Here is a 15,708-nt window from a genome sequence, read left to right on the forward strand (position 1 = left end):
TATCGGTGGCGAAAGCAAAGAGGATCCACCCGTTCCCATTCCGAACACGGAAGTTAAGCTCTTTAGCGCCGATGGTACTGCATGGGCAACTGTGTGGGAGAGTAGGTCACCGCCGATTTCTTTATATAAAAAAAGCCCCAATCAGATTTTTTCTGATTGGGGCTTTTTTTGTTATATTAGTAGTTTTCTACGAAAAATTCGCCAGACAGACTAAAAAGTGGTTGGTTACATTCCACCTGAACAGCTAACAATCAAAACTGTTCGTTATTCAAGTCCTTTTGTTGCACAGCACCATCAACCGGTGCCGGGACCATCTCATCCTCAAGTGTGAAAGCGTCTCGTTCAACCGGAATATTCCCTTCTGCGCCAACAAGTTCGGACTGAGAAATAAGCATGGGATCAATTGCATTCATCTCTTTTTCAACACGTTTGATATTCCCCATAACCTTTTCAGTGATTCCGACGTCCGGATATTTTATAAGTATGTCGACCAGACGTCTCCTTGACTCAACAAGAAGTTTCTTTCTCGATTCAATATCTGATGTCTTGGTAAAACGAATAAACAAATCAGCGGCCTTTCTACGCTCTGCCCTTGCGGCCAGTAAGGAGATCTCGGCAATTTTAGCATCCGCCTTTGCAGCATATTCTGTGTCAAGCATGGTTGTTAGAATTTCAATAGCTTGATCATATTCACCTTTATCAACAAACAGAAGGGCTTCATTCCACTGACGTTGCTGGACCTGCATTTTTTCAATCTTCTTTTTTTCCCTACTCACAGCTTCAGCAAGAGTGAGATCGTCACTTTTTTTACGAATCTCAATTAATTTCTCCCCACTTAAAATATCTTCAGGCAATGTTTCAAGCTTCAACAGGGCGTCCTGGAACTTTTCTTCTGCAGCCATCATATCCACTTCGGCAATAAACAATCCAAACCAAGTGTCAGCACGGTTCAAAGTTGAACTCTTTATTATATCAACATTGGATGATACAGGTGAGTATGGATATTCTGTGAGAAATTTATCAGACTGCCACACCAACTTGTACCCATCTCGCTGAGGACTGTATCCGAGGAAATTTCGCAAAAGTGACGAATATTCCATAAGTTCTGGACTACCAGCCTCACTTCTCTCCAAAATGGAAAGCTGCAAAGTAGCCCAATCCTCTATCTTCGCCAAGCTACTATAATCTTTAGATATTTCCAGATACTGCTGCTCTGCCTTATCATAATCGCCTCCTGCTGTATACAGATCAGCCAGGATCTTTCGGAGGGATAGAATGTCTGTGCGCTGATCATTTGAGGATGACATTAAATCAATGATCTCCTGGTAGACTGTCGCTGCCTTCTTTTCCTGATGGAGCGACATCAAAGCATTTCCATATGAAATTCTGGTGTTGAGATGAACTCTGTCGAGCTGATGTGATGGAATCTGCTGCCAGACCTGAATGACCTCCTCAAACTCTTCAGTCCCGGCATACCGTTCAATAAGAGTTTCTATCTGTGGTAAATCGGCCTGTTCACCGCGCTGCTCCCACCCTTCTCCCCTGTCATCTCCACTTTTTAGAAGTCTGCCGCAACTGGATTCAAGGAATGCAATATCTCTCTGCTCCAAGGCCATCACCTCTGCGCTGGTAATAGCACTTTCAGAACTCATAACATTTGGCCGCAGTAATGAGTCATGAATGTGATTATATCCGTTTAAGACCTTCTGCAGGTCTCTAAAGCAACGAACCATTTCTTCCGATGCCTCTTCGTCAAGATCAAGAACAATGGCCTGATCGTCCAGTTCTTTCCAACGATCGAGTTTTCTGCCGTACTCAAATATCCTATCTTTAACATACTGCATTTCTGGCAAGCCAGACATCTCTTCAGCAAGACCCGTCACACCTTGTGGCCGACCATCCTTTTGAAATTGGAAGTCGTCATTCATGCCAACCGGGAGAGGTTGGGAAACAGATTTGGTACCGATGTCTTCAGTTGTTTCAATACCTGGGGTTGATGTTGCCGTATTACCTGGCGAAACAATTCTTTTCTTGTCATAAGCACAGCCAGACGAGAGAAGGGTACAACACAACGTTGTTGCTGCTAAAGTATATCGAATATTCATTGTCGTCTATTTTAGTTAAGGATAATACTGTTGCCTAAAGGTCTTGTATCTATTGGTGAAAGACTATGTGTTCATCATGTTGTAGCACAGAGAAGTGAAGAATTCAACACAGCGTTCCCGTGATAGCGACAAAGCTACAAATCCGTCTCCAGTATTTGTTTTTCATCACCCCAGAAAGGAGCATAATATCTTTTTGGCTCAAACCTGCCACTCTCGTATATTTGACCAAATGTCATTATGGTTGGATGGCTTCTGTTTTTTTCGTCAATTTCCATTACAGGATTCAGAATATGACCACCATTCTCTCTATCAACCGCAAGGTTCAACTGGCCCAATTCATTGTGAAGCAGGGTCAAGCCATAAAAAGAAAGATCAACTGGATCGAGCTTCTGGGCGTAGGATTTCTCACGTAATATGATATTAACCATATCTGTCCACGTGGGAAGAGCCCCGCCAGATCCTGTAATACGGGTAGTCTTTCGACGCATGGATGTATTGTCATCAAAACCTACATACACACCAATAGTATATCCCCCATCAATTACCATACCGGTTCCCCCTGTCGATACAGCAGGCAGATAACCGAAAAATGAAGCATTTGTATAATTATTTGCAGTCCCAGTTTTTCCTAAAAGGGGGATCACCAACTCTGCAGTCCCTGGTATTTCCTGAACGGCAGCTTCATTAAGTGGTAGGCGTGCATTTTCCTGAGCATACCTTCCAGTGCCAAATTTAACGGTATTCTCAAGGATGCTTCCAAGAGCAAGGCATTGTTCTTCTTTAATAAGCTCCTTTTTCTCCACCCGAGTACGATACACAACCTCCCCCTCTGCAGTTTCAATACGATCAAGAACAGTCAGCAGGTCTCTGTCCGGCGCAACCTTAGCTCCCGTCAAAGAAACACTACCGGTAACCAGAGATTCATACATGCGAACTGCTTCAAGCAGCGTTATAACATTAGAACCTAACGGAAAAGATAGGACAGGGTCAAGTTTACTGCTGATCCCCATCTCTTTCCCAAACTCAATAAGGTACTTAAGACCAACTAAAACACGAAAATCATGCACTCCAGCAAGTACATCCAGACTATAGGGAGGAAGGGCTGATAGTCTTTGAAATTCAGCCTCAACCTGCATCTTCACGAGGGATAGAGCCTTTACAGTCATTGTACTATCAAGTAAAATGTCCTCCCAGAACTTCTCTTCGCTCTCAAGACTGCCGGCTGCAAAATACTCTTTTAGGCGATCAGTATCCACAAGAACCTGATCCACAGACAGTGAATCCCTTGCTACAAAGGAATAGCGCTGCACTCTTTTATCATAGCAGAGAACCGCAGACCTCACGAACGATGACAAACCAAAGGAAGTATAATCGGTAGTGTGCAGAGACCTTCTTAACTCCTGAAGTTGCTGTAGGCGCAACACAAGCGAAAGGTAGTTTGTCTTCAGAAGATTTTTACGAAAAAGCTGCTCCTTTACTTCCTGCTCTTTTAAGGCAGTAGAAAGAGTGCTATCAATATCTTTTTTATACCTGTCAAAATGCAGACCATAGTGGAGGCTTCTCAAGACATCATATTCTTCTATAAGATCTGCAAAAATAAAATCGGTTTCGAGGTGTCGCACAGCTTCTGTGAAAGCGGCTTCCTGAAGTACCTCTCGATTTAAAACAATCCCGTTTTTATCACGTATTCGTGTCCTGTATAAAGTATATGGCTCTTCTTTGCCGTTCTTAAAACGAGGAGCTAGATCAGCCTTTACAGCGACAGCTTTAAATTCATCTGCCGAAAGACGGTCACAGAGATGATAAAGTAACCAGACAGATGCAAGATTTTCAGATCGTACCCCAGCCCAACTCATTGAAACCTGCTTACTGGTGATTTCATGATCAGGCCTGGGAAAATAAGGTTGCCCCTGAAAAACAAAGACATCCCGACTGTTGTTGAGAAGATCGGCAGTATTCCAGCCAAGCTGCAGCGCTGCAGCAAAGAGATACGGTTTAAAGGCTGACCCCATGGTTCTCTTTGCAGAAATGGCTCTGTTAAAAAACCTGTTTTCAACCCCCCCCGCCATAGCCTTGATCATACCATTCTGGAGTACAAGAGCCCCCCCCTGGAGCAGAGGAAAACGCTCCAGATCAAGGAGGACGGTTCCCTCTTCATCAATGCTACTGACACTCACCCAAACCCTGTCACCGCTCTGTAGCTGATTAACCAGAAGCGGGAGATCCTTCCTGCTGCTTTCACTCCAATGATTTTGCTTCCATTTTACAAGGGCTGTAAGTGTTCGCTCCAATCCCTTTTCACGAATAACTCCAACGCCAAGATCCCCACCAAAATCTACGGTTGCCTGAAAGCCATCCGGAACGTTTTTATTGTACCGGATATCAGTAATATGCCCAAAAAGGAATGCTCCTTTTTTGACTTCACGATCACCATTATACTTTGTATTTGCTAACTCTGCCTGGACCTCATCGCGATCATAGCCGCGAAGCCTTACATCAAGCCGAGAGAGTTCATGGCGTAAGGAGTAGAGACTGTTCTCCTGCAAACCTTTATCAACAGTGGTTATAACGCGAACACCAGCTGTGGCAAGATTGGAAATACCTTGTTCCTCAAGAGCCGTTACAACTTCTTCTGTAGCAACAGCATCCTTCACCATCTCCATAACATAGTCAAGAGCATACCCAACCTGTCCTTCCGTAAAAAGAACATCCGTTGCAATGGCTTCTTCATATTCTTTACTGCTCACCGTTCCAAGACGGAGCATCTGTTTCAGAACATAAGCCATTCGTATTTTGATTCTTTCCCGAACCTCTTCCTTCGCCTCCTCAGACTTACGGTTAAATGGATTATAATAGTTTGGACGTTTAACGCTTCCTGCAATAAATACACTTTCAAGGAGGGTCAGGTCTTCGACGTTTTTATCAAAATAATAACGAGCTGCGACTCCGAGCCCATGTCCGTTACCTCGAACATAAAATTGATTACAGTAAAACTCAAAAATTTGCTCTTTTGAATAATGGTATTCGAGTCGCAGGGCATACAAAAGTTCTTTCAGCTTTGCCTCGTAGGATCTGCCTGAACGCTTAAAAAGATTTTTTGCGGTTTGTTGGGTAAGAGTACTCCCCCCTTGCACCACCCGGCCGGCTTCATAGTTTTTCACAGCAGCACGGGTGATAGAAACAGCGTCGAAACCGAAATGTTCGAAAAAACGATTATCTTCAGAAGCAATAAGAGCATTGACAAAGGTTTCCGGAATCTGCTCCCAGGTAACATACTGCCTGTGAGCTTCATCAAAAAACACCCCTAGAGGTGTGACCCCATCGCTGTAGAGAACAGGGCTCTCCTTCCCCAAAATACTTTGGATGTTTTCGACGGTAATTTCATCACCTGGCTCAAGAACAATCAGATAATAGAGTCCCCCCCCTGCAGCGAACACTACGAGAAGGATCAAGGTGAAGAAAAATAGAATTATTTTTTTTAACATAGGCGAGACAGATTAAAACTAAGCACCAACATTCAGGAAGGATTACCACTACTAACAATGCATTTATGGCTGTTTATTGAAAAGCAAGAGCACCATTTTTGTTGCAATTTATAACTGCTTCGGGTTTAAGTAATAAAATTTATGGGATTGTACTGTGTTCAAACGTATATCTCAAGAGCGCTTTTAGTATGATTTGCAAATTTTTTTAATATTCAGCATACCTGCAGGTTCATAACTTTCTTTATAATACATCATTATATGCTTCGACTTTCATACTACGTCTCTGAACCCTTCTTCCTTATAGCTATCATCCTGCTTCTCAGCTCCTGTGGAAAACAGAATACTGCTGTTCTCTATCCACTTCCAATTGATGAAATAGCGTCTCCAGTCAGTTCTCTTTCAAACGATCCGGAACTCCTACTTGTCGAAGCAGAACCGGAACAGTGTCTTACCGAAGAGCTCGAACTCCTGAAACGCACAGGAACATGGCGACCTAATATACAAAAGCAGTTTGTCGACTTACCCACAAAAGAAGTAACGTATGATTTTCCCATCGTTCTCAACAAACAAGTGGAAGCATATCTGGATATTTTTCAAAATCGGCATAAAAAAACATTTCGCAAGTGGCTTGTCCGTTCAGGTAAGTATCTTCCTCTGTTCCAAAAAGAACTGCGTGATGCCGGACTCCCTGAAGACCTGGCCTACCTTGCAATGATCGAAAGTGGTTTTAACCAGAGAGCATACTCCCGCGCCAAAGCCGTAGGGCTCTGGCAGTTTATGCAAGGTACCGCTAAAGACTACAATTTAACAGTAGATCGATATGTGGACGATCGTCGTCATGCCGAAAAATCGACAAAAGCTGCAGTTGCCTTTCTCTCAGACCTTTATGCAGAATTTGAAGACTGGCACCTAACGGTTGCTGCTTACAACGCAGGTGGAGGAAAAATCAGAAGAGGTCTGGAACTTCACAAAACAGATAACTTCTGGGACCTTGCCCAGCATAAGTATCTGCACCTGGAAACCAAACGCTATGTTCCAAAACTTATAGCGGCCATCATTATTGCCAAAAATCCTGAGCAGTATGGTTTTAGCAATATTAAATATGAAACAGCAATGGAATACGAAACTCTGCGCGTAGGACCTGGCCTCAGCCTGGATGCTGTCGCTCTGATTTCCGAAAGCAGCAGTACAAAGATCAAACAGCTGAACCAGGAACTGAAAACAGGAAAGACCCCACTGAACCAGAGTCATTATGATGTCCAGATTCCTCCCGGAACAGGAAAGCTGGCAGAGGCCAATCTGCCCCGCCTGAACAGCTTTGTAAGCACTGGCTTTAAAACACACGTGATTCGTAAGGGAGACAGCCTTTCAGCGATCTGCAGACGCTACAACATTAACAAGACAACTCTACTGAAAATCAACAATTTGAGAAGCAATAACCTGGTGGCTGGAAACCACCTCCGAATACCATACAGCACCACTCATTATCGTCTCCTTGAAACAGGCAGCAATGGACTGCTCGCATCCAGTGATCTGATTCTCCATACCATTAAACCTGGTGAAACCATTTCCAGAATAGCAGATGCGTACAATGTACCGGCTAACCTTATTGTCAGCTGGAACGGACTGAAGAGTGTCCATAAAATCAGAGCAGGACAGCAATTAGCACTTTACATAAAGGGAGCAGATCAGTCTGTTGCAACAGCTGCAAAGCCAAAGAGTTCAACACACGTTTCCACCATACATGACAGCAGTTCTTCGATGATTACCCTTGCTAAACAGAGTAAATTTGCTGTACCCGCTGGATCTCCAAGTGATCGAGAAGATCAGACGATCAGTTGGTACCAGGTTCGTCAAGGAGATTCTCTCTGGGCCATCGCTAAAAGATTCAATCTCTCCACTGAGCAGATCAAGTCATGGAATAAACTCAAATCTAACCGTATCCAGCCAGGTATAAAACTGAAAATCAGAAATGTCTGAACAATAGAGACCGTCGGTTTTTTCTGATCAGTGTAATTGACTCTCTCCTGTCCCGGTTTTCCTTTTTTTTATAATATATCTTGTTGGTAAGAAAGTTGCCTCCGAATGTTCATCGTCACCCCTGTAAAATTTACCGTTCATCATATGTAAACAATGCCAAACATATCATTTCCAGAATTTGAATATTCAACAGATGTCCACATAATCACCCATGGAGAAAAAACAGTCCTTCTTATCGGAACAGCACACATCTCTCAAGAATCTGTTGCGCTGGTAGAAGAGGTCATATCACAGGAAAATCCCGACTGTGTCTGCATAGAACTTGACGATAAACGTTATAAGTCCCTCACTGAAAAGAAAAAATGGCAGTCACTAGATCTCAAACAGATTATCAGAGACAAGCAATTGTCAACTCTAATGATCAACCTGCTTATGGCCTCCTATCAGAAAAAGCTTGGTGGTCAGCTTGGAGTTACACCGGGAGCAGAGCTTTTAAAAGCTGCACAGACGGCAACTGAAAGGAATATCCCCATTGCACTTTGTGATCGTGATGTACGTATAACGCTGCGTCGTGCCTGGAAATCCACCTCATTTTTCAAAAAAGGCTACTTAGTGACCACACTTTTTGCATCCCTCTTTGATTCCACTGAGATCAGTGAGGAAAAACTTGCAGAAATGAAAAAGAAAGATGTTCTTTCTGAATTGATGGATGAGATGGGATCAGCTCTTCCTGATGTTAAAGAAGTCCTTATCAATGAACGAGACATCTATCTTTCTGAAAAGATAAAAGCGGCTGAAGGAAACCGTCTGGTGGCAGTCGTCGGGGCTGGTCATGTCGCAGGGATTAAAAGAATCTTTAACGAAGACAGAAGTGCAGAACTTGAAGCCATCACCACCATCCCCCCTGTTTCAAAAATCTGGAAGATTCTAGGCTGGTCTATTCCCACGCTCATAATTGGTTCGATTGTCACCATTGGAATACAGAAAGGAATGGCTGATGCCGGCTCAAATCTCCTCTACTGGATACTTGCCAACGGCATTCCATCAGCCATTGGTGGAATACTGGCATTTGCCAACCCGCTCACTGTAATTGGTGCTTTTGCGGCAGCTCCGATAACAAGTCTGACTCCGGTAATTGGAGCAGGTTATGTAGCGGCCTTTATCCAGGTCATGCGCACCCCACCGGTGGTGAAGGAATTTGAAACCGTTGCTGATGACATGGGGACGGTGAAGGGCTGGTGGAAGAACAAACTGCTACGAGTGTTTCTGGTCTTTCTTTTCACAGGTATCGGCTCCGCCATTGGAACCTATGTCGGTGGGTATGAGATCATCAAAAACCTGATTAGCTAATACAGACACTACACATTATAAGAACACTACAATGACAGAAACTAAAGTAAAAAAACAGCAGGCCAAGTACTTAACTCCACCCAAAAGAAATTCCTTAAAGGACTGGGGCACTCTCTGAGCCCTGTTATCTCAATAGGCAAGGAAGGATTGGGGGAGAAAATAATTAAAGCCACGGAACTTGAGCTCAGTCGCCATGAACTGATCAAGGTCAAGATCGGCAAGAGCAGTCCTGCGGCCAAGCAGGAAACAGCCGAGTACCTCTTAAATCATAGTAAAAGCAGCCTTGTTCAGATTATCGGGAATACCATTCTTCTCTATAGAAAAAATGTAAAACTGGATAAAGAAAAACAGATCAAACTTCCTTGACTACGATGGTAAACAGCTCCGACGGAACATCCTGTGCGGCAACGTGGAGAAGACAGGATTGATCTTCCCCCAGGACTGCCATGGCACTTTTCAAAGCAAGTTCTGCCGTGTTGTTCGTCTCGCTCAGGTGTGCAAGGACTACAGTTTGCAACCTGTCATGAAGAAGTGTTTTAAGAAAAGATGCGGCTTCTTCATTGGCCAGATGTCCATGTGGTGAGCGAACTCTCTGTTGGAGTGACAAAGGGTAAGGGCCGGACTTCAGCATCTGGGGATCATGGTTAAACTCCAGGACAAGGGCATCACAGCCCCTCAGCCTGCTGGCAACGAGCTTCGACACTTTTCCGGTGTCAGTACAACAGGCAATGCTTACATTTGAATCACTGACAAGAAAACCAACCGGATCAAAGGTGTCATGAGAAATACTGAAGGAACGAATTTTCAGATCCTTCAGCTGAACAACCCTCCCTGTTTCAAACTCCATCCGTTTATGCACCTTACCCAACTTTTTATCGCTCCCTTTGTAGGTCCCTTCATTGGCATACAGGGGAAGACGACATCGCCTGGAAATCACCCCTGCCCCCTGAATATGATCTCCGTGCTCATGGGTAAGAAAGAGTCCATCCAGAGCTGCCAGATTCCGGTTATTGACGGCAAGGCGTTTTTCTATCTCTTTCCCTGAAAATCCTGCATCTATTAAAATAGACGTCTGACCAGATTCTATATAGAGAGCGTTTCCTTTACTTCCTGAACCAAGTACTGAAAATTTCATCTTCTCTATAATCCGGTATGGCCAAAACCACCGCGACCGCGACTGGTTTCATCTAATTTTGTTACCAGTTCCAGTTGTGCCTGAACCACAGGAGCAAGTACCAGCTGCGCTATTCGATCACCACGATTCACAAGAAAAGGCATTTTACCGAGATTAATCAAAGCTACTTTCACTTCTCCTCTGTAGTCGGCATCTATGGTTCCCGGACTGTTGATCACAGTAACACCGTGTTTTACCGCTAGACCACTTCTAGGCCTTACCTGAAGTTCATAGCCGGGACTGATTGCAACAGCAAATCCAGTGGGGAAGAGGTGGACTGCACCAGATTCCAGAAGATAGGGCCCCTCAACTGCAGCACGTACATCCATCCCTGCAGCCAGTTCGGTCTGGTACACAGGGAGGAGAAGATCCTTGTTTTTCTCGGGGTCTAACCAGCAAATTTTAACGTTTCTCTTTTCCATGCATTATCATACCTGATACAGCATAAGGAGGCCATAAAAACAACTAATTACGTCGAGCACAGTCTGCAGCAAGAATTACACGCATCATTGTAATACCTGATTACCATCGACACTCAGCTTTGCAACACGAAACAACTCCTCCTCAGACGGATATGCTGAGGATTAGTGGTAATCAGGTTGTAATATGCAGCAATGAACGGCAATGTGCTCTTATAAAAAAGCGGTGAGACGATATTGGGAGAATACGACAAAAGAGGAAAGAAACACAAAGAGGTACTTCCACGTACTAAAAACAAAAGAGGCTGTCCCAAAACAGGAACAGCCCCTTTTTTTTCATACCGTAGCTATATTAATAATTCTTACAGCAACGCCTTGCGGCTCAGACGGATACGACCGCGGGAATCGACCTCAAGAACTTTCACCTCAAGCTCATCTCCCTCTTTAACCACATCTGTCACCTTTCCAACACGTTCATTGGCAAGTTCTGAGATATGCACCAGACCATCTGTTCCAGGCAGGATCTCAACAAATGCACCGAAATCCTTAATGGTCTTGACTATACCCTTGTATACTTTTCCGACCTCAGCTGTGGCAGTCATCTCTTGAATTTTCCTCAACAGTGCATCTGCCTTACTTCCATCCTTAGTAAACATCTTCACAAGACCGGAATCGTCGACTTCAATGGTTGCATCATACTCGGCAGACATCTCTTTGATGATCTTGCCACCAGGTCCGATAATATCACGGATCTTATCAGTGTTAATTTTGTAACTGAAATATTTTGGAGCATGTTGGGCCACTTCTTCACGTGAAGCATTAATCCCTTTTGCCATTTCGCCAAGAATATGAATACGCCCCTCCTGGGCTTGCGAAAGTGCTTGCTTCATAATATCACGATCAACACCATCAATCTTGATATCCATCTGAAGTGCAGTAATCCCGTCTGCAGTCCCGACGATCTTAAAATCCATATCGCCGAGATGATCCTCATCACCAAGGATGTCCGAAAGGATAACAATCTTATCATCTTCTTTGATGAGTCCCATGGCGATACCAGAGACAGGTGCCTTAAGGGGAACACCAGCATCCATCATGGCCATACTGCCGCCACAGACGGTGGCCATGGAAGAGGACCCGTTTGACTCCATGATGTCCGAAACCACACGAATGGAATAAGGAAAATCCTCTTCATCGGGAAGTACGGCAGACAGTCCGCGAAGGGCAAGGGTTCCATGTCCAATGTCACGACGAGATGGCCCGCGAAGGAAACGAGCCTCACCAACACAGAATGGAGGAAAGTTATAATGAACCATAAAACGATTGTTTTCCTCACCCTGAAGAGTTTCAACTCGTTGCGAATCACGCTGACTTCCAAGTGTTGCAGTTACAATTGACTGAGTCTCACCACGGGTAAAAAGAGCTGAGCCATGGGTCTGAGGAAGATAGGTGACTTCACTGCTGATAGGACGAACCTGGTTAAATGCTCGTCCATCGAGACGAACTTCGTCATTAACAATCTGGGCTCGCATGATTTTCTTTTTGTAACCGGAGAGCAATTCGCTAATCTCTTTAGCATTTTCACCCTCTGGATCAAGACTCGCGATGACACTCTTTTTCAGCTCATCGTAGGCACTACCACGTTCCATTTTATCAGCGGTGACTATTACCTTCGCCATACCTTCAGCGGCAATTTCCTGAACTTTAGCCAGGAGTTCCTCATTTACAGGAACGGGTTCAACAATGCGCTTTGCTTTACCATGACTTTTCCGAAGATCAATCTGCATAGCAATAAGTGGCTGCACAGAGTCAAAAACGAAGAATATTGCATTAAGCACCTCGTCTTCACTCATAGTATCCACTTTCCCTTCAACCATGGTTACCGCATCGCTGGTACAGGCGACAATCATATCCATACGGGAATTTTTGAGTTCATCTTTGGTGGGATTCAAAACATACTCTCCGTCGACATAGCCAACACGAGCACCAGCAATTGGACCACCAAAGGGGATATCAGAAATGCTAAGTGCACAGGATGCACCATTTAATGCTAGGATATCAGGATCATTCTGCTGATCAGCTGAAAGTACGGTGGCAATAATCTGGGTCTCTGAAAAATACCCATCGGCAAACAGCGGACGGAGAGGACGATCGATAATGCGACAGGTAAGAACTTCCTGATCGCTGGGGCGTCCTATCTCGCGGCGAAAATAGTTACCGGGGATACGACCAACAGCGGCCATTCTTTCCTGATATTCTATGGTAAGCGGTAGAAAACCCAGTTCAGGTTTATTTTCTTTTCCAGCAACAACTGTAACAAGAACAACGGTACCGCCAGTCCGCATTATCACTGATCCATCGGCCTGCTTGGCTACTTTTCCGGTTTCAAGGGAAATGGTTTTGTCGCCTACTTCAACTTCAACTCTTTTAAACATAATTCATTCTCCAGCTGCCTTATTGCAGCATGGTTGATTTACCTTTTTGAGATACACTCAAAAAAAACAGGTGTATTATTGCTGCACTGCGGCAATTATACACCTGAATGGCAAATCGGCACCAAGGTAGGCACCATATTTACGGGTAAGAGGTGCCAGATGCACCTCTTAGGGGAAAACGCTACTTCCTTATACCAAGTGCCTGAATAAGCTCTCGGTATTTATTAAAATCTTTCTTCTTCAGATAATCGAGAAGACTTCTTCTCTGACCGACAAGCTTCAACAGACCCTGACGAGAGTGATGATCTTTTTTATGGGTCTTGAAATGATCAGTGAGGTACTGAATTCTGTCAGTTATAAGTGCGATCTGCACCTCGGAAGACCCGGTATCAGTCGGATGAAGTTTAAATTTTTCTATAATCTCATTTTTTGTAACTGCTGATTGTGCCAAGACAAACCTCCTGTTTCTGTATATGTACAACGATTTTTATTGTAGTATTCTATCCAAGTCCCGGTGGCGGGGACATTTTAAACATTAATCTTTTCATACCATGTACCACGTCCCAGAATTATTGCAACAGATTACAGACATCGGAGACAGATAAGACCTTATTCATAAGCCTTATCTTTGCATCTTCCTTGAGAAGATCTTCTCCGGCAATGCTGTCACGGACATGAAAGCACCCACTTCGCATACGTCTCAGAGTTGTCAAATAGGCTCCACAACCCAGGATCTTTCCGATATCCGCCCCAAGAGTCCGGATATATGTTCCCTTAGTGCAAACAACCCTGAGAGTAAGATAAGGAGAGTCATCACTCACTTCCAGCCCGCCATCAATGCGCTCAAGCGTATGGATAGTTACACTGCGTGGTGGTTTTTCCACAGCTATACCCTTACGCGCATAGTAATAGAGAGGTTTCCCCTTATGTTTCAAGGCAGAATAAATGGGCGGGATCTGCAGCTGTTCTCCGCGAAACTGCTCCAGGCACTTCTCGATCACATTTTCAGAAAGTGATCCTACTGAATGTGTGGCTGTGACCTCCCCCTCAGGATCCAAAGTGCTTGTTTCAACTCCAAGACGAAGGGTGGTAATATATTCCTTATCACCTTCCATAATCTGCCCGATCATTTTTGTTGCAGAACGCCCAGCACAGACAACCAGCAATCCAGTGGCAAACGGATCAAGGGTTCCGGCATGACCAACCTTCTTCATACCCAGTGCCTTTCGCACTTTACGAACAATATAAAAGGAGCTTGCTCCCTGGGGTTTGTCTACCAGAAAAGTTCCAGCTTCAAAATCAATATCCATCTACGACCAAGACATCATTTCAGGTAATGGCTCGATTCAACGCATCGAGAACCAGTGTCTGCACGTCAGCAACGGACTTATCAGAAAACCGGAATCCCGCTGCATTCTTGTGACCACCACCTCCGAACTCAGCAGCGATACGAGCGACATCAACCTTCCCCTTGGCGCGCAGGCTCACAGACACCACTCCTTTTCTTGTTTCTTTTATAAACGCTGCAACCTGCACAGAGGTAAGAGACCGTGGATAATTGATAAAACCTTCAACATCATCACTGCCGGCACCACTTTGCTCAAACATGTCTTCATTAACACTGATAAGAGCAATCTTCCCATCGGCATGAACAGCCAGCGTTGAAAGAACCATTTCCATAAGACGTAGTCGAGCTAGAGTGTAATTGTCATACACCCTCTGTGCAACCTCATCCGGCCCAACACCAGCTTCCACAAGATCTGCAGCAATCCGCAATGTCCTTGGACTGGTACTTTCATATCGGAAGGAACCGGTATCAGTCACAATAGCTACATAGAGACAGAAGGCAGCATCCCCAGATACCGTTGCACCTATAGCAAGGGCAAGCTCGTAGACCATTTCACCAGTTGACGAACAGTCGCTTTCCAACCAGACATAATCACCAAAATGACGGTGTCCACGATGATGGTCAATTACGATAAAAGGACTAATACTGAGTAGTTGATCCTTTGAATCACCAAGACGTTCTGCATCCCCGCAGTCAAGTGCCACAGCCACAACACTGTTTCCTGCTTTTTTTGCCTGCTCTGCAAAGTGCATCGCCGCGTCAAGGTCAGTATTGGCAAGATGTGCAGTGGGAAGGAAATCATAAAGGTGAGACACAGATGCATCAAGATACCGAAAAACCTGTTTTCCTTGTGATTCAAGGACATCGGCAAATCCCAGCAAAGAGCCCAAGGCATCTCCATCCGGATGGACGTGGGTGGCAAGCACAACATGAGTTGCACCCTTTACAAGATCAACAATATTTTCAGGAATCACCGTCTCTCCTGTTTCTCTCAGAGGCTATTGCGTCCAGAAGCGTCTCCATATCTCTTACCTGTTCTGCCTTCGCATCGTAGATAAATGTCAATGATGGTGTATGACGAAGATTTAAAACTTTAGCCAGGTGACTCCGCACAAAACCTGTGGCATTTACCAAGGCCGTAGCTGTATGTTTCCCGGACTTTTCTCCACCGCTCACGGTGTAAAAGATTCGGGCACTGCGTAAATCGTCGGTGACATCCACCCGGGATATAGTCACACCACTTAACTTCTGATCTCGGACCTTCTGTAAAAAGAAGAGAGACAACTCCATTTGAATAGCTTCTGCCACCCTGGTAGAGCGTTTCCGCTCCCTCTTTCCAAGGCCAACGGATTCAATAGTTTCTTTAGGATCCCACATAATTACAGAACTCGTTGCTCATTCAGCAATATACA

Annotated in this window: 11 protein-coding genes, 1 rRNA gene and 1 pseudogene; 4 read left to right on the forward strand and 9 right to left on the reverse strand. The window is 44.6% G+C overall.

Translation table 11 applies throughout. The features are described 5' to 3' along the window. Position 1: 1 nt before the first annotated feature. Positions 2-118, forward strand: a 5S ribosomal RNA gene (gene rrf, locus UWK_RS00010). Positions 119-251: 133 nt separating this feature from the next. On the opposite strand, the gene UWK_RS00015 is transcribed toward rrf, so the two are convergent. Both UWK_RS00015 and UWK_RS00020 read right to left on the reverse strand, forming a co-directional pair. Then, a complete protein-coding gene (locus UWK_RS00015; protein ID WP_015402292.1) occupies positions 252-2,105 on the reverse strand; it encodes a tetratricopeptide repeat protein in 1,854 nt (617 codons plus the stop codon). A 134-nt stretch (positions 2,106-2,239) separates the two neighbouring features. Beyond that, on the reverse strand, positions 2,240-5,590 hold the full coding sequence (locus UWK_RS00020; protein WP_015402293.1) for a transglycosylase domain-containing protein: 3,351 nt from the start codon (positions 5,588-5,590) through the stop codon (positions 2,240-2,242). 258 nt (positions 5,591-5,848) lie between these two features. Here UWK_RS00020 and UWK_RS17960 point away from each other — a divergent pair, with 258 nt between their 5' ends. From UWK_RS17960 to yhbY, 3 genes and pseudogenes are all read left to right on the forward strand, one after another. Continuing rightward, positions 5,849-7,570: a LysM peptidoglycan-binding domain-containing protein gene (locus UWK_RS17960; RefSeq protein WP_015402294.1), complete on the forward strand. Its 1,722-nt coding sequence runs from the start codon at positions 5,849-5,851 to the stop codon at positions 7,568-7,570. Positions 7,571-7,723: 153 nt separating this feature from the next. After that, positions 7,724-8,920, forward strand: a complete 1,197-nt coding sequence (locus UWK_RS00030) for a TraB/GumN family protein (protein WP_015402295.1) — start codon at positions 7,724-7,726, stop codon at positions 8,918-8,920. Positions 8,921-9,001: 81 nt separating this feature from the next. Then, positions 9,002-9,286: pseudogene (gene yhbY, locus UWK_RS00035) on the forward strand (ribosome assembly RNA-binding protein YhbY); the annotation flags it as partial. Here yhbY and UWK_RS00040 read toward each other — a convergent pair. The 7 genes from UWK_RS00040 to rbfA form a co-directional block, all read right to left on the reverse strand. Further along, positions 9,273-10,055 (reverse strand): MBL fold metallo-hydrolase, encoded by a 783-nt coding sequence (locus tag UWK_RS00040; protein ID WP_015402297.1) that lies wholly within the window; start codon positions 10,053-10,055, stop codon positions 9,273-9,275. The pseudogene yhbY and the gene UWK_RS00040 sit on opposite strands and share 14 nt — an antisense overlap. Before the next feature lie 5 nt (positions 10,056-10,060). After that, positions 10,061-10,516, reverse strand: coding sequence for a dUTP diphosphatase (gene dut, locus UWK_RS00045; RefSeq protein WP_015402298.1), 456 nt, complete (start codon positions 10,514-10,516; stop codon positions 10,061-10,063). Between the two features lie 359 nt (positions 10,517-10,875). Next, positions 10,876-12,948, reverse strand: coding sequence for a polyribonucleotide nucleotidyltransferase (gene pnp / locus UWK_RS00050; RefSeq protein ID WP_015402299.1), 2,073 nt, complete (start codon positions 12,946-12,948; stop codon positions 10,876-10,878). Between the two features lie 181 nt (positions 12,949-13,129). After that, on the reverse strand, positions 13,130-13,399 hold the full coding sequence (gene rpsO, locus UWK_RS00055) for a 30S ribosomal protein S15 (RefSeq protein WP_015402300.1): 270 nt from the start codon (positions 13,397-13,399) through the stop codon (positions 13,130-13,132). Positions 13,400-13,517: 118 nt separating this feature from the next. Next, complete coding sequence (gene truB, locus UWK_RS00060) at positions 13,518-14,258, reverse strand: tRNA pseudouridine(55) synthase TruB (RefSeq protein WP_015402301.1); 741 nt, start codon at positions 14,256-14,258, stop codon at positions 13,518-13,520. Between the two features lie 19 nt (positions 14,259-14,277). Continuing rightward, on the reverse strand, positions 14,278-15,270 hold the full coding sequence (locus tag UWK_RS00065; RefSeq protein ID WP_015402302.1) for a DHH family phosphoesterase: 993 nt from the start codon (positions 15,268-15,270) through the stop codon (positions 14,278-14,280). Further along, positions 15,260-15,673, reverse strand: coding sequence for a 30S ribosome-binding factor RbfA (gene rbfA, locus UWK_RS00070; RefSeq protein ID WP_015402303.1), 414 nt, complete (start codon positions 15,671-15,673; stop codon positions 15,260-15,262). Before rbfA ends, UWK_RS00065 begins: the two co-directional genes overlap by 11 nt. Positions 15,674-15,708 lie beyond the last annotated feature (35 nt).

Origin of the sequence: Desulfocapsa sulfexigens DSM 10523 (assembly GCF_000341395.1) — a bacterium.
Classification (GTDB): Bacteria; Desulfobacterota; Desulfobulbia; order Desulfobulbales; family Desulfocapsaceae; genus Desulfocapsa; species Desulfocapsa sulfexigens.